Origin of the sequence: Marinagarivorans cellulosilyticus (assembly GCF_021655555.1) — a bacterium.
GTDB lineage: Bacteria > Pseudomonadota > Gammaproteobacteria > Pseudomonadales > Cellvibrionaceae > Marinagarivorans > Marinagarivorans cellulosilyticus.
This window is the reverse complement of record NZ_AP023086.1, coordinates 2,853,972-2,875,668: the sequence shown is the minus strand read 5'-3', so window position 1 is coordinate 2,875,668 and position 21,697 is coordinate 2,853,972. Positions and strand designations below refer to the sequence as shown.

The 21,697-nt window shown below is 48.0% G+C and carries 20 protein-coding genes; 9 read left to right on the top strand and 11 right to left on the bottom strand.

Features of this window, described 5'->3' with window-relative positions; all coding sequences use genetic code 11:
- Positions 1 to 6: 6 nt before the first annotated feature.
- The 5 genes from MARGE09_RS11590 to pilG all read right to left on the bottom strand — a co-directional run bounded on the left by MARGE09_RS11590 (position 7) and on the right by pilG (position 4,548).
- Entirely contained in the window at positions 7 to 855 is an 849-nt protein-coding gene (locus tag MARGE09_RS11590) for a CheR family methyltransferase (RefSeq protein ID WP_236982069.1), read from the bottom strand.
- 17 nt (positions 856 to 872) lie between these two features.
- Positions 873 to 3,065, bottom strand: a complete 2,193-nt coding sequence (locus MARGE09_RS11585) for a methyl-accepting chemotaxis protein (protein WP_236982068.1) — start codon at positions 3,063 to 3,065, stop codon at positions 873 to 875.
- A 130-nt stretch (positions 3,066 to 3,195) separates the two neighbouring features.
- Positions 3,196 to 3,738, bottom strand: coding sequence for a chemotaxis protein CheW (locus MARGE09_RS11580; protein ID WP_236982067.1), 543 nt, complete (start codon positions 3,736 to 3,738; stop codon positions 3,196 to 3,198).
- Positions 3,735 to 4,100, bottom strand: a complete 366-nt coding sequence (gene pilH, locus MARGE09_RS11575; protein ID WP_236982066.1) for a twitching motility response regulator PilH — start codon at positions 4,098 to 4,100, stop codon at positions 3,735 to 3,737. The genes MARGE09_RS11580 and pilH overlap by 4 nt, the downstream gene beginning before the upstream one ends.
- 52 nt (positions 4,101 to 4,152) lie before the next feature.
- A complete protein-coding gene (gene pilG, locus MARGE09_RS11570; protein ID WP_053979775.1) occupies positions 4,153 to 4,548 on the bottom strand; it encodes a twitching motility response regulator PilG in 396 nt (131 codons plus the stop codon).
- Between the two features lie 321 nt (positions 4,549 to 4,869).
- On the opposite strand from pilG, the gene gshB reads away from it, so the two are divergent.
- From gshB to ruvX, 4 genes are all read left to right on the top strand, one after another.
- A complete protein-coding gene (gene gshB / locus MARGE09_RS11565) occupies positions 4,870 to 5,829 on the top strand; it encodes a glutathione synthase (protein ID WP_236982065.1) in 960 nt (319 codons plus the stop codon).
- A gap of 110 nt (positions 5,830 to 5,939) precedes the next feature.
- Complete coding sequence (locus MARGE09_RS11560) at positions 5,940 to 6,821, top strand: energy transducer TonB (RefSeq protein ID WP_236982064.1); 882 nt, start codon at positions 5,940 to 5,942, stop codon at positions 6,819 to 6,821.
- A gap of 94 nt (positions 6,822 to 6,915) precedes the next feature.
- The gene (locus tag MARGE09_RS11555) at positions 6,916 to 7,479 is read left to right on the top strand and encodes a YqgE/AlgH family protein (RefSeq protein ID WP_236982062.1); all 564 of its coding nucleotides are present in this window, start codon (positions 6,916 to 6,918) and stop codon (positions 7,477 to 7,479) included.
- 2 nt (positions 7,480 to 7,481) lie between these two features.
- Positions 7,482 to 7,889: a Holliday junction resolvase RuvX gene (gene ruvX, locus MARGE09_RS11550; RefSeq protein WP_236982061.1), complete on the top strand. Its 408-nt coding sequence runs from the start codon at positions 7,482 to 7,484 to the stop codon at positions 7,887 to 7,889.
- Positions 7,890 to 7,905: 16 nt separating this feature from the next.
- Here the strand turns inward: ruvX and MARGE09_RS11545 are convergent, their stop codons facing one another.
- Genes MARGE09_RS11545 through MARGE09_RS11535 form a run of 3 tightly spaced genes read right to left on the bottom strand, consistent with a single transcriptional unit; the run spans position 7,906 to position 13,812 of the window.
- Entirely contained in the window at positions 7,906 to 11,562 is a 3,657-nt protein-coding gene (locus MARGE09_RS11545) for an ATP-binding protein (RefSeq protein ID WP_236982060.1), read from the bottom strand.
- Positions 11,563 to 11,618: 56 nt separating this feature from the next.
- Positions 11,619 to 12,290 (bottom strand): DUF4194 domain-containing protein, encoded by a 672-nt coding sequence (locus MARGE09_RS11540; RefSeq protein WP_236982059.1) that lies wholly within the window; start codon positions 12,288 to 12,290, stop codon positions 11,619 to 11,621.
- Complete coding sequence (locus tag MARGE09_RS11535) at positions 12,280 to 13,812, bottom strand: Wadjet anti-phage system protein JetA family protein (protein WP_236982058.1); 1,533 nt, start codon at positions 13,810 to 13,812, stop codon at positions 12,280 to 12,282. The genes MARGE09_RS11540 and MARGE09_RS11535 overlap by 11 nt, the downstream gene beginning before the upstream one ends.
- 190 nt (positions 13,813 to 14,002) lie before the next feature.
- Between MARGE09_RS11535 and MARGE09_RS11530 the strand changes: the two genes are divergently transcribed.
- Positions 14,003 to 14,320, top strand: a complete 318-nt coding sequence (locus MARGE09_RS11530) for a hypothetical protein (protein ID WP_236982057.1) — start codon at positions 14,003 to 14,005, stop codon at positions 14,318 to 14,320.
- 39 nt (positions 14,321 to 14,359) lie between these two features.
- Here MARGE09_RS11530 and MARGE09_RS11525 read toward each other — a convergent pair whose 3' ends face one another.
- A complete protein-coding gene (locus MARGE09_RS11525; protein ID WP_236982056.1) occupies positions 14,360 to 15,277 on the bottom strand; it encodes a hypothetical protein in 918 nt (305 codons plus the stop codon).
- Between the two features lie 175 nt (positions 15,278 to 15,452).
- Here MARGE09_RS11525 and MARGE09_RS11520 point away from each other — a divergent pair, with 175 nt between their 5' ends.
- The 3 genes from MARGE09_RS11520 (at position 15,453) to MARGE09_RS11510 (ending at position 17,842) form a co-directional block, all read left to right on the top strand.
- On the top strand, positions 15,453 to 15,779 hold the full coding sequence (locus tag MARGE09_RS11520) for a hypothetical protein (RefSeq protein WP_236982055.1): 327 nt from the start codon (positions 15,453 to 15,455) through the stop codon (positions 15,777 to 15,779).
- A 139-nt stretch (positions 15,780 to 15,918) separates the two neighbouring features.
- Complete coding sequence (locus MARGE09_RS11515) at positions 15,919 to 17,322, top strand: TolC family outer membrane protein (protein WP_236982054.1); 1,404 nt, start codon at positions 15,919 to 15,921, stop codon at positions 17,320 to 17,322.
- Between the two features lie 94 nt (positions 17,323 to 17,416).
- On the top strand, positions 17,417 to 17,842 hold the full coding sequence (locus tag MARGE09_RS11510; RefSeq protein WP_236982052.1) for a DUF4124 domain-containing protein: 426 nt from the start codon (positions 17,417 to 17,419) through the stop codon (positions 17,840 to 17,842).
- Positions 17,843 to 17,925: 83 nt separating this feature from the next.
- Here the strand turns inward: MARGE09_RS11510 and clpB are convergent, their stop codons facing one another.
- Positions 17,926 to 20,553, bottom strand: a complete 2,628-nt coding sequence (gene clpB, locus MARGE09_RS11505; RefSeq protein ID WP_236982050.1) for an ATP-dependent chaperone ClpB — start codon at positions 20,551 to 20,553, stop codon at positions 17,926 to 17,928.
- Between the two features lie 230 nt (positions 20,554 to 20,783).
- Between clpB and MARGE09_RS11500 the strand changes: the two genes are divergently transcribed.
- Positions 20,784 to 21,401, top strand: a complete 618-nt coding sequence (locus MARGE09_RS11500; protein WP_236982048.1) for a hypothetical protein — start codon at positions 20,784 to 20,786, stop codon at positions 21,399 to 21,401.
- A 7-nt stretch (positions 21,402 to 21,408) separates the two neighbouring features.
- Here the strand turns inward: MARGE09_RS11500 and MARGE09_RS11495 are convergent, their stop codons facing one another.
- Entirely contained in the window at positions 21,409 to 21,645 is a 237-nt protein-coding gene (locus MARGE09_RS11495) for a DUF2835 domain-containing protein (protein ID WP_236982046.1), read from the bottom strand.
- Between the last annotated feature and the right edge of the window lie 52 nt (positions 21,646 to 21,697).

Sequence of the window (21,697 nt, the reverse complement as noted above, 5' to 3'; positions counted from 1 at the left end):
CCATTCTTATATGTGCACGTAGGCTTGTACTTCTTCTGTAGAAATGCGCTTCATTTTCGGGTGAGACCAGTCAACAACTTCCCCAAGTCCGATCACCAAAATACCACCCGGCTTTAAGCGTTCCACAAAGGCGTTCATAATATTTTCACGCAGCCATCGCTTGAAATAAATCAGTAAATTCTGACAATAAATCGCATCCACCTTAACCACTGGCATTTCACTGATATTCAGTACATTGCCTTGATTAAAACAAATGCGGTCACGCAGGCTAGATATCACTTGGTACTTACCATCGTCTAGCGTTGTAAAGTAGCGCTGGCGATAGTTTTGGTCCAAACGTTCTAATTTGCGTTCGTTGTATATTCCCGTTCGCGCAAGCGACAAAGCCGCACGGCTAATATCGGTGGCAGTAATTCCGTACAACGGATCTTTATTGACCCATTTGTAAGCATCATTCAGCACCATCGCTAACGAATAAGGCTCTTCACCCGACGAGCAGCCAACACTCCACAATTCAAAGCTTTCTGAATCGTGGCTATCGACTAAGCGCTTGGCTAAATGCTGGGCGACCATGTCAATCGATTCTTTGTGGCGAAAGAAGCTTGTTTCTTTTACCACTAACCGATCAATCAGGCGCGTCCACTCGAGCATACCCGAGACGCCATCTAGCACGAAATCGAGATACTTAGAGTAACTGTCGAAATCCAGTTCGCGCATGCGCATAGCAACTTGGGTCTGCAAGAATACCCGCTGCTGGTCACCCATATAGATGCCAGCTCGCTCTTCAAGCAGTTTTCCCCAGCGCTCGAACTCAATATCGTTGAGTTCAGGCAAGGATTGAAGTGACCAAACCATAGTCTTAGCTACTTGTGTTAAACGCGAGCCCCAGGCTCATCCGATTCATCGTGCTCGCCAGAGTCATCTGAATCACCTGTTTCGCCTAATTGATTTGATTCTTCACCATCCAAAGAAAGCTCTGTAAGGTCGTGAGAAATTTCTTCGTTGGCAGGCGGCGCTGCAGCAGCTAGTGTCTGCAATTCATTCGCCATTTCTTCTGGAAGTTTAAAGCCGGCCACAGACTCGTGCAGTTCAATAGCCATTTGAGCCAATCGCCCAATGGCTTCTGCCGTTGCCGATGTACCAGCGGATGTTTGAGAGGTGAACTCTTGGATAACGTTCATCGTATTCGAAATGTGGCCTGCAGATGTTGACTGCTGACGTGCAGCATTCGAAATGTTCTGAATCAACTCAGCCAAGCTCGCCGATACCGATTCAATTTCTTCAAGTGCAACACCCGCATCTTGTGCCAAGCGAGCACCGCGTACAACTTCCGCGGTCGTTTGCTCCATCGAGTTAACCGCAGCGGTGGTATCACTTTGAATGGTTTTTACGAGTGCTTCGATCTGTTTAGTTGCCGTTGCAGAACGCTCTGCAAGGCGCTGAACTTCGTCGGCAACAACCGCAAAGCCTCGGCCAGCATCACCGGCCATCGAGGCCTGAATAGCAGCGTTAAGTGCCAAAATGTTGGTCTGATCGGCAATGTCATTAATTAGGCTTACAATGTCACCAATTTCTTGTGACGATTCACCCAAACGCTTAATTCGTTTTGCAGTATCTTGGATCTGCTCGCGAATAGTATCCATACCATTAATCGTGTTTTGTACCACCTTAGCGCCGTTAAAGGCGATGGATACCGCACGTTCCGCAACGCGGGCAGACTCAGCGGCGTTGGCCGATACTTGGTCAATGGTAACCGCCATTTCATTTACAGCGGCAGAGGCACCCGCAATTTCTTGCGCCTGGTGCTCAGAAGCACGTGCCAAGTGAAGAGCTGTTTGCTTAGTTTCTTCAGAAGCAGCCGATACGTTGGCAGAAGTATCGTTAATACGAGAAACTAGAACCCGAAGTTGGTCAATGGTGTAGTTAATCGAGTCCGCAATGGCACCGGTGAAATCCTCGGTTACCGTTGCTGTTGTGGTTAAGTCACCATCTGCAAGGTCAGCTAGCTCATCGAGTAAACGCAAGATAGCGCTTTGGTTACGCTCGTTTGTTTCGGCTTGTTCTTGTAAGCGGCGTTTAGTCGCTAAGTTCAACACCCAAACAATCGCAATCAAACACAATACCGCGCCCGCAATGGCGGCTATTAAGAAGTTACTATTAACTTTGCGCTCACCGGGCAGGTTATTAATGCCATCCGATAAATCACCTAAGCGTTTGAGTAAAAATGGGCTGCCATCAATAATCGCGTTTGCTGCTTGGCGCGCACTGAATAAATCTGGGGACTTCTCGTAAATATCACTTACCGAGCCACTTACAAATGCAAACAAACGTGTGATTTGGTCAAGGCTTTCAACAGCATCTGGGTCGGTAACCTTCGCCATCCCCATTGCGACGTCACCTTTTTTCATGGCTTCTAGTACATTACCAAAACGACTAGCGTCACGGTTAAACTCATCGGCTGCTCGTGTTGCATCTAAGCCACCACGTAACATTTTGTCGACGTTACGACCAATGCGCTCAGCAAACCAGCTTTGGCGCTGTGCAACAGATATTTGCTCGGCAGGTGCGCCATTCTCAAGCAAAATTTCAACAATGGTATCGTGCTCTTGCTGGAGCTCTGGTAGGGCCTCATTGAGGGTTGTCGCAACATCGTGCATCAAAATAATTGAATCTTGGTTATCGGTAATAACCCCAGCATTATCTTTTATCTTTTTCCAAGCAGAGTCATAAGCACTAATTTGCTCTGACAGCACAGCGCGCGTCTGCCCATCTGTCGACTGGATCTTACCCCAAGTCTGATCCATATCGGCGACCACTTTTTCTAGCTTGGCAAAGGCCTGCTTATTACCAGCGGTTGCATCGCGCGATAGCGACGTTAGTTGATAGGAAGCTGCACGCAAGTCAGCCACCATTTGTTTGTATACCTGATCCTGAGAAGAATCTTCTCGTAATCGATAATCGATCACACCAGTCAACACACCGAAACCCAGCAGCATTAAAACTAAAATTGCCAAGAAACGATTGGATTTAATTCGTGACCAGAGGCCGTCCGAATCATTTTTCATAGGATGCTCCCTAATGGATCAAATTTTCTGCTTTTGGATCAGCAAATATTCATTATTATTTCACTCAACCACTAATATTGAGTGTTGCTACAACTTAAACACTTACAGACAGCACCCTGTCGAATAATCGTTAAGCCGATGCGGCATTCATAAATTTAGAAAAGTTAGCAATAGCATACATATCGAATAACGCCCAAGAAACACCGGAAGCATCAACATAGCCGCCCTTTACAAAAGGTGCCACTGCATCAGGTACATCATCCACGTGTTCTTTGTAGAGGTCGCTCGTAAAGTGCTGCATGCCATAAGCTTGATCAACAACTAAACCGCTGTACAACTGATCAGTATCAATCACCAATGCTCGCTGTTGGCGTCGCTGCCCCAACGATGTGCCGCCAAAAAAAACGGCCATATCAAACAACGGCAGTAACCGACCACGTACATTCGCCAAGCCAATAACCCAAGGCTGCACACCTGGCAACCTTGTTGATGGCGGAATCTCTAACATTTCTGCAATTTGCCCCATTGGCGCAATAAACCGTCGCCCCAACAAAGAAAACCCAATGCCACTCTGACGAGGCGCTTCGTCGCCTTCAGCAGGTATTGGCAATGAGTTAGTTCGGGTTTTTGCCGCAAGATCGAGAAGCGCCTGAAACCCTTCGTTCGAACTCATAGCTGCCCCAACGAAGAGATGGTTTTAAGCAATTGTGGTTCATCAACGGGCTTGGTCAGGTAAGCTTTCGCCCCTTGTCGCATGCCCCACACACGATCAGTTTCTTGATCTTTGGTTGTAACAATAATGATAGGTATGTGAGAGGTTTCAGGTGCCTTACTGAGCTGCCGCGTTGCCTGAAAGCCATTAAGGCCAGGCATCACAACATCCATCAGAACAAGATCTGGGCGCTCTACTTTTGCTTTGGCAACGCCGTCTGCACCCGATGATGCAGAACTCACCACATAACCATGCTTTTCTAGCATGCTTGTTAATTTGTACGTCTCTGTTGGAGAGTCGTCAACAATTAATACTTTAGCCATGTATCCCCCAATATACCCAGGCTAGATCCTTACGCTATGCACCAAGCAGCATTTAGCTGGCTTGCGCGACTTTAACGTGTGCCTCAATGGCACCTAGGAGCTCGCCTTTACTGAATGGTTTAGTTAGGTATTGATCAGAGCCAACAATTCGCCCTTTTGCTTTATCGAATAGACCATCTTTACTCGACAACATAATGACTGGTGTAGAACGGAATTCGCTATTATTTTTAATCAATGCACATGTTTGATAGCCGTCAAGACGCGGCATCATAATATCTACAAAAATGATATCTGGACGGGAGTCAGCTATTTTAGCTAATGCGTCAAAACCGTCAGTCGCGGTAATGACTTCGCAGCCCACCTTATTGAGTAAAGTCTCGGCCGTGCGACGAATCGTTTTACTATCGTCGATGACCATAACTTTTAGATGTTCGAGGTTCACATCCATAGACAGACCCTAGTAGTTATAAGTTATTGAAAAGTTGTCATAACAGGGATCGCCCTGTTTCTTTGGTCGCATCCAGCGGGAGTACCTTTTAACATAGAAATTGGCCTTACGCCAACTCTTGGCTATCACCGGCACGTTATATAGTGCGGTGGTTAGCAAAGGCCTAACAACATCAGAACGCGTAAAAGCTGAGCTTTTGCGCTACACCATTTATAATCGCTCAACTGAATGAAAAGCGCCAATTAATAGCACGTTTATTTTGGCATAAATCGCACATGTAGCCATTAGATTGAATATATGGCCCCACAAATGGGTTTAGCTATGAACAAGCTGATGATTTTCGTGATGGATCCTATCGCGGATATTAATTTCAAAAAAGATTCAACTCTAGCCATTGCACAAGCCGCCCAAGCTGCAGGCTGGCCACTTGCTTACGCTGAACTTAGCGACTTATTTATCGAAAATGGCAACGCGTTTGCAGACGTACAAGCACTTACGGTATTTGATGACGCAAAACATTGGTTTGAGCTGGGCGAAAGGCATACGCTGGCTCTAGGTAGCGAGCACGCCATCATGATGCGCAAAGACCCGCCATTTGACAGCCCCTTCTTGTACGCGACCCATATTCTTCAACGCGCGGCCACCGCCGGCGCATTGGTTGTGAATAACCCGCAAAGCTTGCGCGATTGCAACGAAAAACTTTTTGCAACGCAATTCCCTGATTGCTGCCCCCCACTACTCGTTAGCAACAATTTAGCCAAACTGCGAGCCTTTCACCAAAAACACAATGATGTCATCTTCAAGCCACTCGATGGCATGGGCGGCAGTGGTATTTTTCGCTGCAAGCAAAGTGATAGCAATTTGGCCTCTATCATTGAGGTGCTCACTGACAACGGCACCGATTACATCATGGCGCAGAAGTTTATTCCCGCCATTAGCGCTGGCGACAAGCGTATTTTAATGATCAATGGCGAACCCGTTGAGTATGCCCTAGCGCGCATACCCGCCGATGGCGAATTACGAGGCAACCTAGCAGCAGGCGGGCAAGGCGTGGCGCAACCACTTACAGCGCGAGACAAGGAAATTGCTAGCCGCGTAGGCCCCACTCTTCGGGCCAAGGGCTTATTTTTTGTTGGTTTAGACGTTATTGGCGATTACCTGACTGAAATCAACGTCACCAGCCCCACTTGCATTCGCGAAATTGATGCCGCTTATTCTACGAATATTGGCCCACGTCTCATAAGTGCCATTGATGAGGCATTCTTGAGTAAAAAACGCTAGGATAGCCATATAGCAACGGATATCGGCCAAATAACGCATGCAGCACTTTTGGCCGCTATCCTAAATGTAACCGCGACAACAATAACGACAATACTCTAAGACGACTTTTTATGGCCATTAGCTCTTCTGTATCCACTGGCGACCGACTCAGCTTCACTTTTTTTGCAGCCTTAGCGCTGCACTTGTTTTTGTTATTGCAAATAGGGTTCAAAATACCCGGGGCCGATAAAATTGCTCCAACGCTCAACATTACGCTAGCAACACAAATGAGCCAAAATGCGCCTGAAAAAGCCGATTTTTTAGCCCAACACAACCAAGAAGCCAGCGGCACTTCAGATAAAGTGCAAGAGCTACTCACCGACGAGCAGGCCGACTTTAACGACACGGTAATTCGCGACATCACACCGCCACCACAACAAAAAACGACACAAGCAGCGCAGGAGCAGTCCGAAACATTGCAAACCACTGCCAACAGCCGGTTGCAGTTTGAGGACGATACTCAAACAGAGCAAACACCAGAAGAGCAAACCATCAAAGCACAAGACGAAGATATTGCTATTTCCAACCCCGAATACACAGCCCTACAAGCCAAGCTGGATAAATTACGTCAATCAGAGGCTCTTCGCCCAAAGGTAAAGCGCATTCAAACCGAAGCCACCAAAGCCAGCTCTGATGCAGCATACCTTCACGCGTGGAATTCGCGTGTAGAAAGCGTAGGTAACCGCAACTTTCCACAAGAAGCATTGCAGCAAGAATTGTTCGGCACGCTAATGATGGTTGTCACCCTAAATGCCGATGGCAGCATCGATGACGTGGAAATTATTAGTCCATCTGACCACCCACTGCTAAACCAGTCTGCCCTTCAAATGGTCCACCTAGCAGCCCCGTTCGAGAAGATCCCTAGCGATGTGCTTGACGGCCACGACAAACTCGAAATAACGCGCATTTGGTCCTTTGAAATCACCGGTTTATCGACTCAAGCGACCCGCTAGTTCATGTTATGCCTGTAGCCCGTCGCACAGGTATTGATTTTTTAAACTACGGCCATAGAGTGTAAGTATCGAACGTTATAACGCAGAGAATACAATGCAAAACAGCCCACTATCGCTTCGCAATAAGTTTTTAGTCGCCCTGCCTACAATGGAAGATAGAAACTTTGATAAAGCGGTTACCTTCATTTGCGATCACGGCGACGAAGGCGCTATGGGCATTGTGATCAACCAGCCTTTAGAGCTTTCGTTACCCGAAGTTTTTAAACAACTCAATCTGCCCAACCCAATAGAGCTGCCCACAACCAGTGTCCTTAAGGGGGGGCCGGTAAAGCCACAGCGCGGTTTTTTACTGCACACGCCTAGCGATCACGATTGGCACACGTCTATGCGCGTTACAGACGAACTAATGCTTACAGCCTCCAAAGATGCGCTAGAGTCCATTGCACAAGGTGATGGACCCAGCAACTACCTCTTTGCGCTGGGTTTTGCTGGCTGGAGCCCTGGGCAGTTAGAAACAGAGCTAAAAGAAAATTGCTGGCTCACCATAGACGCCGACTTTGACACCCTTTTTAACCAGCCCGCCGAGGCGCGCTGGAACAGCCTGTACGAAAAAATGGGAATAGACCCTGGCACCATAGCTGTCGGCGGAAACGCTTAATCGTGGGTTATATTATTGGTTTTGACTACGGCCTTAAAAATATTGGTGTGGCCATTGGCCAGAGCATCACACGTACGGCATCAGAACAACCGTCGCTGGCAGCGCGCGATGGTATCCCTAATTGGGAGCAAGTCGAAAAACTGCTTAAAGAATGGAAGATAGATACCGCCATTGTCGGCTTACCTTTAAATATGGATGGTACCGATAGCGAACTGTCTACCCGCACCAAAAAATTTGCTAACCGCCTTCATGGCCGCTTTGGCATAACCGTACACATGATGGACGAACGCCTTTCCACTCGAGAAGCAAAAGCCGAGGCCGCTGAGCGCGGCCACAAAGGCAACTACGGACAAAACCCCATCGATGCCATTGCCGCCAGGCTTATTCTAGAAAGCTGGCTTAATCAGTAAGCCAGCCTCAAGCCAACTATTGCTCTGAGGCTTCTGGGGCAAATTCTTCCATAAAATCAAGCATTGCCTGATGCCGAATAACTTTGCGGTGCTTTGCCCATAGGTTTTTAATTTTATCGGTATTACACGCTTTTCGATCGACAAAAACACGCGTTTTAAGCTCGCCAACAGGCTGCAATGTTGGGCATTTTGCAAACACAAATTGGTTGCTAATCAAATCTAAGAATGGACCAGATTTACTGGTCGGCATAATAAAAATAAGCTGCAGCCCTAACGCATCCGTTAAGTAATTAATCACCTCTCGCGAACGCCCTTCATCCATTTTGGAAAAAGCTTCATCAACCATGACCATCCGCAAATGCGCTTTACCTTCGTTAAAACGAAAAGCCGACGTTACCGCCGCGGAGCGAATAATATAAGCTGGCGTTTCTAATTGCCCGCCAGAGCCCGTGCCATATTCGCTGAGCGCAATCGGCGCCTTATTTGCTGGCTCTTTATAAATTTCGTAGCGCCGATAATTGCGGTAGTCACTAATGCGCTGTAATTCCCGGTGCGCTGTTTGCTCGTCTTCATCTAACAGCATACTGAGCAATTCATCACGAATACGTGCATGCTTTTTATCTAAATTCAATTCGAATAACGTTTTGCCATCACCAAGCTGTGGGTTTGCAATAACAGCTTTAAAGAATTGCCAATACTCTTTGTATTCAGGCACCCACTGGGTGGCAAAAGAGTAGCATTCACGATCGGCGCCAAAGCGATGATGAGCCAACTCGTTATTCAGCTCGTTTAAAACAAACTCGCCCTCATTAATTGCTTGATAAATCGAATGGCACAAGTTGGTAACAAAAGCCGTATTAAACGATTCCTTTAACGCTGTAAGTTCTTTGTGTTTGGAAACCAATATATTGTTTTTAAAGCGGGTATGCAGCGATTCAATCGCCCCTTGTAAATGCACAAGGTGTTTAAAGAAATCGAAGCTGTGCATCTCCGAAACACCTGCGTCGTAAAGTAGAGAGTCGCCCACGCCTGCATCGATATTGTATTGCTGAACAATATTGAATAGTTCACGCTCACAACGCGTAAGCTGCTCTTGCGATGTTTTCAATTTCTCGGCTAGTGAATTCTCGGCGGCTTTTTCCGCACTTGCATCGGCATCGAGCAATGCCTTTTCAATGTCAAAACGTGGATGCACTTTTGCAATATCTTGCACAGCATCTTCAAGTATTTCACGCTGTTTTTCGGCTAGATCTTGCTCGTCTAGCAGTAGCGTTACTTTCTTTTCGAGCGCGGCAAGCTGCGCTTGGTAGCGCCCAATATCCTGCTCGTGTTGTTTTTGCTGATCCTCTTGCTCTTGATACTGGTGTTGAATCTCTTCAAGCTCGCGCTCTAAGTCACTGCCCTCACCGGCATCAATATTTGCCAGCGCTTCTTGTGCCTGGGTTAACTGGCGCGACAATTCAAGTAATTGCTCTAATACATCGGCAATACGGCACGGTTTGACGCCAGCCATTTTGGCCACAACCGCCTGCAACTGCGCAAACTGCTCTAAACCATCTTGTAAGCGCTTTTGGCAACGATCCAACTCTTCTTGCTTCGCCACCAAAGCGCGCTGGCGTGCACCTTGACCAAAAACTAATTCGGCATCATTTAAATCACAACGCCACAAACTGTAGTTACCCGAGCCTAAACCCTCGGCTGTAATACCGCGCGCGGTATGTTTAAGCGTTTGCGCTGAATCCACGCGCACTACATTACCGTAGGAGGCTTTAATATAGGCGTTTGCCGTACTGTGGCTAAAGTCCATAACCTCCAGAATTGAGCCTTTAACAGGGTTAAAACGATCGGCATCTCGCTCGGCTTTTTCGCCTTGAATAACCCGTGCACTATTGCGTTTATGACCGCGCATATTGCGCACCGCTGCAATCGCATCGGCTTCGTATTCAGCATCAACCAGCAAACTAAAGCGCGCGCCACCCAAATAGCCCTCAATGGCCATTTGCCACTCCGGCTCCAGCACTTCAACGTAATCACACAATACTTTGGGGTTTGCTTTTGGGCAGGCTTCCTCTATGGCTTTAATCGCAGCAACTACCGCAGGTGGGTAATTTACTTGGCTCGACATCAACAATTGCACATCGTTACCCAGCGCCAAACACTCTGCCTTTAAACGCTCCAATGCTTGCTTGCGCTCAGCCAATAAAGATTCCACCGCATCGCGGCGGGAATTACCGCAATCGCCATCTGCGGCTGTCACATCAGCCACCCAGTTATTTTGTTCGGCTTGCCAAGCCAGCGATTTATCCATTAGCTGCTCCAACGGAGCAGAGCCAAGCCAATCACTGTTAAAAACCTTGCGCGCATCAAGCGTGCGCAACTCACCAGCATTAACAATCGCACGCGACAACTTTTGAAAAGCTGGGTCGCTCAAAAACTTTAGTTCTAAACCTAAACTGGTTTGCTGACTAGCCTGTAATAAAAATTCTGCACATGTCGCATTATTTTGCGCGTTAGCGACTTCTGTCAGAAATGGCTCGACCAATTGCGCCATATTTTTTTGCGCTTTATCGGCAGTTTGCTGCAGTACATCTTTATCGCGCAAGGCATCAATACCTTGGCGCTTCGCCTCGAGCTGAACAATGCTTTTATGTTGCTGGCGCTTGCGTTCGCGCGCTAACTCGCTACGCTCTTGCGCTTGCGTTAAGGCGGTATCGGTTTGTTTTTTCTCACGGCGTAACGCTAAATAATTATTCTGCGCGCTCAACACATGGCGGGTCGCTTCGGTATAGCGCGATAACGCTAAATCCACCCATGTATCAATGTATTCGCGGCTACTCGCTGCGGCATTGCCAAGTAAGCCAATGGCATTTTTTACCGCGCCAGCAGAAGCTTCCATTTGATGGATTGTTTTCATTAAATCAGAAACATTACGGATCGCATCCCCAAGATCTTTAGCCTCGAGTATTTCACCGGCCACAAAATCATGGATACTTTTTACCGGTTTATAGGCCATGAAATTAGCCAAAGTACGCGCAGCATGCTTTGCTTCGCGGTCGGGTACCGCGTCCGGCCGGCCGCGCAAGGCGCCATACAAGCGACGCAAGTAAGCACCTTTTTTATCGTAAACTTCTACTGTGCTAGCAGCAAAACGCTGCTTTAAATAAGCGGCCACCTCAGTCGTGGGTTTAATATGCTTGCCATCGTTAAAGTCGCGTACAAAACAATCAAGCGAGACCGACTCGCCAGGTATAATCATAAAAAACAGATTATCTAAGCGCGCCTGTTTCTGGCTACCGCCCGTTTCAATATGACCGCGCATCGCCATAATGGCCGAAAAAGGCTCAGCCGCCTCACCTTCTGTAGGGTAAAACACGGCCGCCACATAACCATCTGTGGCGTAAGGTCTAGCATAGCTACCATCGTCACAACCTAGTAAGTAAGACGCCAAAGTCCGCACCTGCTTACCGCCACGCCCTTTTTGCGTGGTTTCGTCCTGTCCTGGGTTAAACGCAAATAAATTGTCATGCGCAGCAGTCATCAATGCCTGCAAGGCATCGGCAGCGGTTGTTTTGCCTGAACCATTACCGCCAGAAAATAAATTAACTGGGCCGAAATCAAATTCAAGCTTGGGGATATTACCCCAATTAACAAATACGGCTTTTTTTATAAACATGCTTAACTCTTAAAATTTACGCGTAGTGCGGTGTTGTAAACGTTAACCGTTGTAGTTTAAGTCTGTTGATCAAATACAGACTCTTGAACCACTTCCTCTTCAACGCGCGCTTCCAAAGCATCGAGCGCGGCGTCCCCCACAAACCCCATAATAAGAGGGCGAATTTTGATCCAGCCTTCAAGGCTATCGAGATCATCTTCACTTTGATAATGCAACACGCGCAGCTGCCGTAATTTACGGAATAAATTGCGTCTTTCCGTAATGTTTTCAGGCAAGCTTTTTTTCAATAAATTATGAAAGGCAATGGCTATTGCTTCCATATTGGCCAGTACCGCACCCTGCTCGTCTACCTTGCCCTCGCGTAATTGCTTGCCGTATTCAACCCTAAGAATAATCGCAAGCGCAGCTTCAAACTGATTTAAACGTTGGCGAAAACCACTATTAAAAGGGGCATGTTCGTCATCCGGCAGGCTGGGCACTTGCGCCCCTGGCGGGTATATTCGAATAAAACCAAAGCGCGCATTATGCTCGATGCGCATACCCAATAACGCAATAAAATCTGTTACTAAAGCTTCGATACGCAAATAACGATCGTACAAGCGCTGCTCAATATTGTTTTCGTCACGACATAAAACGCCGTAGTCTAGTAGCCTAATCACAAGCTCGGAAAACTCATCGTTCGCAACGCCTTTTTCCGCTAATGGGCCACGTAAAAAATCACTGATCATCCACTTGCTCCGATAAGGTATTCTCGTCTGCGCCAATAGGCGCATCCGCTTCGTAGCTCAGCGACAATTCGAAATCATCCGCTGTACTAAAAAAATTATTTTGGTATTGCCGATTAAGGTATTTAACTCTAAAGCGATAATTAGCATCAGGCGCCTGCCGCGATGCAGACTCAATGGCATGCGCAACCGCTAATAAATCACTCGCATTGTCGATGGGTAAATCACGTGTCGCAATGGATTGGTCATTGCGCAATGCCGACTCAATATGTGTGCGCAAATAATGCTGCTGGCGGTTATCGTTAATGACAAACGCTTGATCTAACATTTGCTGAATCAATAATTCTTTTTGCGCTTGCGGATCTAACGGTCGCTCATCCTCTAGTGCACTCATCACGGTAGTCGCGCTCTTGCGTGTTGATAAACGTACTTGCGCTGGATCGACTAAACGGACATTCACACCCGATAAATATTCGCCCAGTTGCGTGAGCCGTTGCTCGGCCTCTTGAGGGGGTAATTTGCGCAGGTTATCGCAAGCTTCCAACCAAGGGTCGCGCGCACTATTGGCCAAATAGCTCAGTTGCCGAATAATAATATCGGCGCGTTTAGTAAACCCAGCTAGCGCTGAACGCAATGCTGGCAGCATGGTATCGGCCGCACGGCGCATCCGCTGATCTATCGTATCAAGCACATACCACAGCGCCGATTGGCGTGTATCGTGAATTAACTCGGGAGCCAGCTCGCGAAGGCGTCGCTCGGCTGTTTGTTTAAACACTTTATCTTTGCGGCGAATGCGCGTTATCGCTTTAAATACGCGATCTCGATGTTTTTCCACGCTATCAGCGGACAGGCGCACGGATACATCCGGCTGGAAGCGCTTTTCCATAAACTCAAAAAACTGCTCTGTCGCTTGCTGCACAATGCGCTGCGATTCAACCTCTTGGACCAATTCACGCTTGCGCTCTTCTAGCTCACTAATAATGTCGGTGAAGTCTGTAATAATCCGCTCGGAATATTCAAAAGCATCGAGCAAATCATGAATTTCTCCCCGACTCGCAAATGCCTCTAGCGCATTGAGGGTATTGCGCGTATTGCGGTGACGCGTACGCACGCGGCGCGACCCCATTTCAACCATCGGGGCAATGAATAACCGACCGGCACGCGACAAGGGGTAGCTCGATTGCAAAGTCGCGGCATCCACTTGACGCTCCAACCAGCCGTGCTCAAGCAGTAATTTGAGCACCCAGCCTGCGTGCTCGCGATGGTTTTTAAAGCGTTGCTCTATTGGCTCTAGCTCAACATCGCCAAGGCTAGAACCCTCAGACGCCATAGCCTCTAGCACGGGAGCGCGAGCTAAGGCCTCCTCAAACACATCTAATACTTGATCGCGCCCTAGCGATTGCCCGTACTCGGCTGTTGCACCGTATAAGCGCTCGTGCAGCAGGCACAAGCATTCCAACACCTGCTGACGATACTTGGTGGTTAGCGGCCGGAAAAAATGCAATCGCTCGCGAACAAAAAACATAGAAAACTGCGGTTCTAGGCAAAAGGGCGGCGATTATACCGTTATTTGAGGGCTTTGCTGGGGATAGATTCGCGAGTGGTAAAGTCGCTCACAATGGGTGCCATTTTCAGCATTTTATGTAATGCTCACACCTTTCATTTGCACCGCTTTCAGGTGGGTAATTATTTATGATTTTTAGGAGCACAACCGAATGACTAAAGCTAACCGTTTAATTCGCGGCGCAATACTCGCCAGTGCGCTTAGCCTTGCGGCAGCATTACTGGCCAGCTGCGAAACCACCAGCGCAGTAGTTGGCGCATCACAAAAAGGGCTTGGCGCGCTAAGCTGCGGGGAGATATACAATACCTTCCAGGCTTACGACCGCGATAAAATCTCTATTGATGCTGCCAAGCAACTGTCTAGCTCACTTGGCGTACCCTATACCGGTGGTAGCGGCGCAAGTTACTTTGATACCATAAAAGCAACCGCCAATGTGGCATTAGCCGCACAGGGCTGCAACCCATTGTAATTGCTGCCTGCGGCGCCAAGCGCGCCGCATAGTTAACGCTTACCGCAAACCACTCGTTTCTTCAGCCGCGCTACTTTTTAGTACCAGTGCAACGCGGCGAAACTGAATGGCCATTTCCTTGAACAGCTCTGGTGGCGCCTTAGTTTCCCAAGGCTTACCATTAATATGCCGTACCACTTTGCCCGACACTGTCTCTGGGTTAATACGCAGGCCCATAACCTGTTGTGCTGCGTGCTGCGCCAATAGAACTGGCGTGGGCGAATAATGTTGCTCTAGATAGCTTTGCATAGCCGCAACAGGTAGTGTCACTCGCAGCCACTGGTCTTGCTGGGTATCAGGGTCGAAAGTAATCAGCGTTTGGCTGTTTAACGTTGCAATACTTTGGTCTTGAAAATTGGCACCAAACAATGTGATACCAAAGTTATACTGCTGACGATCGATAGTATCTAATTGTTCTGGTTTAGCGACTGCCCCGAAGTGTTGATAATAGGCTTTACGATCTACAAGCCGCGTCTTTTCGCCAACCAATTTCAGTTCAAGCACTACAGACTCTACATCTTCAAATCGAATATTGGCGCGATCAAATAGTGGTTCAATACCATTGGTATGACTGCCCTGCCAAGTGCCCAGCTTTTTCACAAGTATCGTTTGAAAGACTTTCTCGCCACTGCATTCTTGCGATGCCACCCAAGCACTTGCATCGACGCGATAAGCCTCCGGCGGGTAAGTTAGTGCTGCAAACTCTGGGCTTTTAGTCGCGTGACTCCAGCCCGCAAGCAAGTTTGTTTGACCATCAAAAAGCACAAAATCTTCGCCACCTGAGGCTTGCGCGGGACACTTGGTAAGCACTTCGACTTGGTAAGGGCTCGTCGTTGCTGGCTCAACGGCCACGACAGGAGCCGCTAAACATGCGAAGCCAATGCACAAAAAGCGCGCAAAACGAGAATTGATCACCATGTAATACCCCACAGAATAATTAACAAATGCTATTTATTGTAGGCAATAGCGGGCAACTGCGCGATCAATATCAGCGCTTTCCGAGTCTACAGGCTGGCTATTGGCCTTATTGACTATTAGCCGTACAATGCGAATCGACTATACTTTAGGGTTGATGTAATCGGCCGGTTTCGCCATGAGCTATTCAATTAATAACCATCATTTTGTTCCGTTTCAGCCTTTGTCTGGCCACAAAGAGGCTCGCCGTCCTGTTGTAATTGAAGGCGAGAAAACGAATACCTCAAATACCGCCCAGAGTGTAGAGCAAGCACAAACACGTAACAGCACAACACACTCATCCCAATCGCCACCAGAGCGTATTATTGAAGCGCGCCCAATAAAAGAAAGTGAGCAACTTTTGGGCGCCAAAACAGTCCTACCAGCTCGTTCGCCGCTCGCCGCTTTTGCTACCGTTGCCCAGCCAGCATTAAACCTTGGCGCATCGGTAGATACGTACGCATAGCGAAGGTATAGTAACCGGCTAAAATTGAAGCTGAATACTGCTACTCAAACTAAATCCGCAGCCAAATATTCAAGGCCGCAACCTAACTTGATAACCGTGTGCCCCAACGGGGAAACTTGACACTTAAAAGGATCGCTCAATGTCTCTAAAGCCTTTCGCACCCATAAAGCTCGCTATTGCTATCGCCGCCAGCGGGCTTATGTCTCCGTTGATGAGTAACGCTGAATCGCTTGCAGAAATATACGATTTAGCCCTTAAAAATGACGCGCAATACAAAGTTGCGCAAGCCAACCTTGAAGTTGGGCGCTTATCCAAAGACATTAGCCGCGCAGGCTTGCTACCCCAAATTGCTGCCTCAGGTAGTTACAACCAAAGCGACGCATCGGGTAATAGCGTAAGTAATGTAGGCACGTCTGCCGACCCGAACTACCAAGCTTTCGATTTTGATAGCTCTACCAATAGAACAACACTTGCCGCCGAGTTAAACCAACCTTTATTTAATGCTGCGGCTTGGTATGAATATAAGCGCGGCAAAAAAAGCGCAAATTTGAGTGAAATTGCATTTAACATTGAAGAACAAAATCTTATTTTGCGCACCGCCGAAGCTTACTTCGACAGCTTAAAAGCGGTGGACGACCTAGAAACAGCAAAAGCCGAAGAAGAAGCCCTATCCCACAGCCTAGAACAAACAAAGCAACGCTTTGAGGTTGGCCTAACCGCTATTACGGAAGTTCACGAGGCTCAAGCCGAGTTTGACTCAGCCACAGCTAACCGCCTTATCAGTGAAGGTGCTCTTGTCATCGCGTTTGAAGCCCTGCAAGTACTCACGGGCACGCCCCACAAAAGTGTAGCGCCACTTAAAAATAACTTTCCTGTTACACCACCAGCTCCAGCTAACAGAGCTGAATGGGTAACAATGGCAAAAGAGGCCAATCTAGAGCTATTGAGCGCCAAACAACGCTCTGAAATTGCTGAGTCCAGCTATAAAATTGCCCGCAGCGGTCATTTGCCCACCGTCAGTGCCCGCCTGGGTTATAGCGACATCACTGACGATGGCGATTTGCCCAGCGATGCCGGCGACTCTAGCGGCACATCAGCCACTGTCACACTTTCGCTTCCCCTCTTTACTGGTGGCCGAACCTCCGCGCAGCGCCAGCAAGCGGCTAACGAAAAAATCGCCGCACAAGAAACAGTCAATCAAACCGAACGCAGTGTGGTGCAAACTGCACGCTCTTTGCATCAGCGGGTAAACACCGGGGTAGCAACAGTCCATGCACGGCAACAGGCTATTATTTCTAACGAAAGCGCACTCGAGGCAACCAAAGCTGGCTACGACGTGGGTACCCGCAACCTGGTTAACGTACTGGATGCTCAACGTCGCGTTTACGAAGCCAAGCGTAACTTTTTAATAGCTCTGTATGACTATGTTTTAACAGGCCTACGCCTTAAGCAAGCGGCGGGTACATTAGGCCCCGATGACCTTATCCAACTGGACAAGTGGTTAAATAAAGAACAACTGGTTGGTCTAGCCGCCGAGAAGTAACCCAAGTTAGGCAGTTTTCATATAAGCTTTGAAGTGAATCACTCCTGTTTACAGGGCTAGCCGCTACCATGCGGCTAGATACCGAGGGCCATCTATGAAAATTGCTGATACTTTACGCGCTAATCGCTGCTTGCTTTTAACTTGTTGCTTTATGGTTTCCACACCAGCCATGGCTGGAGAGTACTACAAGTGGGTCGACGATAAAGGCGTCGTCCACTTTTCCGAACGCCCACCACAAGAAACCAATACCGCCGAAAAAATTAAAACCCACGCCAGAACGCCAACCGAAGAAGAAACCAGCGCTGCAGATACTGCGATCGAAAAAGAACTCGCACCTACCCAGCAAATAATGGCCGACCCTGCACGCTGTGACCAAGAAAAAGCCCGCTTAAAACAGTTATCATCCGGTTCACGTATTCGAATGAAAGATGCCCAAGGCGGTTTTTACTATTTAGATGAAAACCAAATTCAGCAAGAAATACAAAAGTCCAAACAAGCGATTTCCGAAAGCTGCCAATAAATAGCTAAGCATCTTTGCCAATAAAACGAAAAAGCCGCCATTACGTCTGTAATGGCGGCTTTTTTAATCAAACACCGTATCGACTAGGTAAAAGAGACTTTATCGCCATCCAATACAGCGCTGATGGTTGCCCCTGGCGCAAAACTGCCGGCCAGTACCGCCTGCGCCAGAGGGTTCTCGACCATTTGCACAATTGCACGTTTCAGTGGCCTAGCACCATACACAGGATCAAACCCTACCGCCGCCAACTTATCCATCACTTCATCGGATAAATTCAGGCTTAAATCGCGTTCAGCTAAGCGCTTACGTAAATGTTCTAACTGAATTGTGGCTATCGAGCGAATATCCGAACGTCCTAATGGATGGAAAACCACAGCCTCATCAACGCGGTTAATAAACTCTGGCCTAAAGTGCTGGCTCACAACCTCCATCACCGCATCGCGCATCGCATTGTAGCGGTGCGAATTGGCGTCGTTTTCAGCGATTTCACCATCAAAGCTCACAACGTCAAATGACTTGTTATTCGCTAGTTCCTGAATTTTGTCACTGCCCAAATTAGAGGTCATAACAATTACCGTATTTTTAAAATCAACGGTTCGGCCATGGCCATCCGTTAAACGCCCGTCGTCCAATACTTGTAACAAAATATTAAAAACATCGGGGTGCGCTTTTTCAACTTCATCAAGCAACACCACAGAATACGGTTTGCGGCGCACAGCTTCTGTTAAATAACCACCTTCCTCATAACCCACATAGCCAGGAGGGGCGCCAACTAAACGTGCAACTGAATGCTTCTCCATAAATTCCGACATATCGATTCTGATAATGGAATCGGTGGTATCAAATAAAAACTCAGCCAAGGCTTTACACAATTCCGTTTTACCCACCCCTGTTGGCCCTAAAAATAGAAATGAGCCATTGGGGCGATTCGGGTCAGATAAACCTGCCCGGCTACGGCGTACAGCATCAGAAACAGCGGCTACCGCTTCATTTTGCCCAATCACACGCGCGTGCAATGCATCTTCCATGGACAATAATTTATCGCGCTCACCTTCCAACATTTTAGAAACAGGAATACCCGTCCACTTCGAAACAACTTCGGCAATTTCCTCATCCGTTACACGGTTACGCAATAGTTTCATATCGAGCATTTCGGCTTGGCTTGCCATATCCAATTGCTTTTCTAATTCGGGGATGACGCCATACTGCAATTCGGACATGCGCCCCAAATCACCGGCGCGGCGCGCAGCCTCTAAATCAAAACGAGCTTGCTCCAATTGTGTTTTAACCCCTTGCGAGCCTTGTAGCGCGGCTTTTTCTGCCCGCCAAACCTCATCAAAGTCGGCGTATTCACGCTCGGCCGTATTGATGTCTTCATCAATTTTACGCAATCGCTTTTGCGCCGCTTCGTCGTCATCTTTTTTGACCGCTTCGCGCTCTATTTTCAGCTGGATTAAGCGCCGTTCTAGGCGGTCCATCACTTCAGGCTTAGAGTCGATTTCCATGCGAATACGGCTACCGGCCTCATCGATTAAATCAATCGCTTTATCAGGTAACTGCCTGTCGGTAATGTAGCGCTGCGATAATTTCGCCGCCGCTACAATGGCCGAATCCGAGATATCGACCCCATGGTGAACCTCGTAACGCTCTTTTAGGCCACGCAAAATTGCGATAGTGTCTTCTTCGCTAGGCTCATCCACTAATACCTTTTGAAAACGGCGTTCCAAAGCGGCGTCCTTTTCAATGTATTGGCGATATTCATCAAGCGTGGTAGCACCAACACAATGCAACTCGCCGCGCGCAAGTGCTGGCTTTAACATATTGCCGGCATCTAAAGCACCGTCACCTTTACCCGCACCCACCATGGTATGCAGTTCATCAATAAATAAGATGATGCGGCCTTCTTGTTTGCCTAGCTCGTTCAATAAGTTTTTTAAACGCTCTTCAAATTCGCCCCGAAATTTCGCGCCTGCCAATAAAGAACCTAAATCTAAAGACAGCAATCGCTTACCCTTTAGCCCTTCGGGAACTTCACCGTTGACGATGCGCTGTGCCAAGCCCTCAACAATAGCCGTTTTACCAACGCCAGGCTCACCAATTAATACAGGGTTGTTTTTCGTGCGACGCTGCAGCACTTGCACTGTTCGACGAATTTCATCGTCGCGCCCAATAACGGGGTCTAGCTTGCCAGCTTCTGCTCTAGCAGTAAGGTCGACTGTGTATTTCTCCAAGGCTTGACGATTGCCTTCGGCATCGGCATCTTCAATTTTTTCGCCGCCGCGTACCTTTTTAATGGCTTCTTTTAAATTATTTTCGTTGCCAAACTTTTTAAATAACCGGCCCAGCGCAATATTGTTGTCGCCCATTGCTGCTAACAAAACCGATTCGCTAGAAATAAACTTATCCCCGGCTTGCTGCGCCTCTTTGTCTGCCAAGTTTAACAAACGACCAAGCTCAGGCGACATATGCACGTCGCCAGTAGGATTTTTGATTTTGGGTAAGTCTTCAAGCGCTTTAGTTAATGCATTACGCAAACCGGGTACATCAAAGCCCGCTTGCGATAATAAAGGCCGAACCGCGCCGCCTTGCTGATCGAGCATAGCTTGCAACAAATGCACGCTATCCATATGGGCATGGTCGCGCCCTACGGCTATTGATTGCGCATCAGACAATGCCATTTGTAATTGATTGGTTAACCGATCTATTCGCATGAAACCTACCCTCTTAAAATGCCGTTTTAACCTGCCGCAGCCAGAACAATAAGGGCAATTAAGCGCTATTGCCGCCTGCAAATGCAATGACATAAAAGTGGGGGTACAATGCACTTAATCAATGGCCGCCCGCGAAATAGTCAGTAAAACGTTAAATAAACAACCGGGCTATTTGATCTGAATTAAATTCCAAACCTTCCACCGCCCCATTTTGCTAAAAGGATTCGAATATGCTGCACTTAATACGAAAATATTGCGCGCGCCCTCAGCAAATATTGCTACCGTTTTTGTTGGTTATCTCAGCCGTAGGCTGTGCCGGTGCCGTAAAGCTAGATACTGCCACCATCATTGATGCAAATGCACTTTCGCCCCAAGCGGTGGTCGTTAAGCCTGTCGCTATTGAGTTTTCGTCTTACTGGGAAAAGGAGCAGCGCCGCGACCACACCAAGGCCGACATCGACGATCTACACCAGCGTTACACCGAAGTACTCACCCGCAGCGTAGAAAAAACACTCAGCCAACAAGGCTGGACCATTGCCGACAGCGGTGATGCCAATGCCGTTATCGCCAGTGTAAGCATCAACAATATGCGAATTACAGCGCCAGACTTTAAAGGCGTTCAGGTAGATCTTTACTCCAAAGACGAGCACGGCTCGGGCGAGTTTACCTTGACGCTAGAGCAGCAAGGCAAGTTAGTGGCTGAGTTTAAAGATAAGCGCAATGTAATGGCAGGCGCCGGCGGCAATCAACTAAACAGGACCAGCCGCGTCATGAACCAACATGCCTTTGATCGAACCTTAAAGCGCTTTATTGAAGACGCGTTAAAATCGAGTAAGACAAGCCAATAACCTCCGGTTAAGCCCGCTTTTCGATACCTAAAAAGTGGCCATCTTCACTAAAGTGTATCGAAAAGTGCCCTTGCACACCGTCACGAGTAACGAAGCGCTGGAGTATTTTTGCAGGAAAGCGAACCCGCCGACCATCGCGCGCGGTCGCCAACACATTGCGGGCAACCCCCTTGTAAAGCAACAGATACTCCCGCGCGCTAATAGATAAAACCACATCAATAACCTGCTCTTGAGATGCCTCCATTTACTGCCCCCGCTACTGCCGTACACGCCTTGCATTCAATTTCACCACGATT